At 67.7% G+C, this 229-nt stretch carries 1 pseudogene; it reads right to left on the reverse strand.

The features are described from left to right. Nucleotides 1–229, reverse strand: a pseudogene (locus SB717_RS40100) (hypothetical protein); the annotation flags it as partial.

Here is a 229-nt window from a genome sequence, read left to right on the forward strand (position 1 = left end):
GTGGCTGATTGTTCGGATGCTGCGGTCCTGCCTGCGTGGGCGCGGACGGCACGGTGTTCAACGGCTGCGCGCTGACCTGGGGCAGCCCGATCGTCTGGAGTACGCGGGTGATGACCGTGTCGGCGTCCACCTCGTCGGCGAGCGCGTCGTAACTGAGCACCAGACGATGCCGCAACACGTCCGGGATGACCTCGACGACGTCCTGCGGGATGACGTAGTCGCGTCCGCG

This window comes from Priestia sp. SIMBA_032, assembly GCF_046535215.1.
GTDB lineage: Bacteria > Bacillota > Bacilli > Bacillales > Bacillaceae_H > Priestia > Priestia aryabhattai.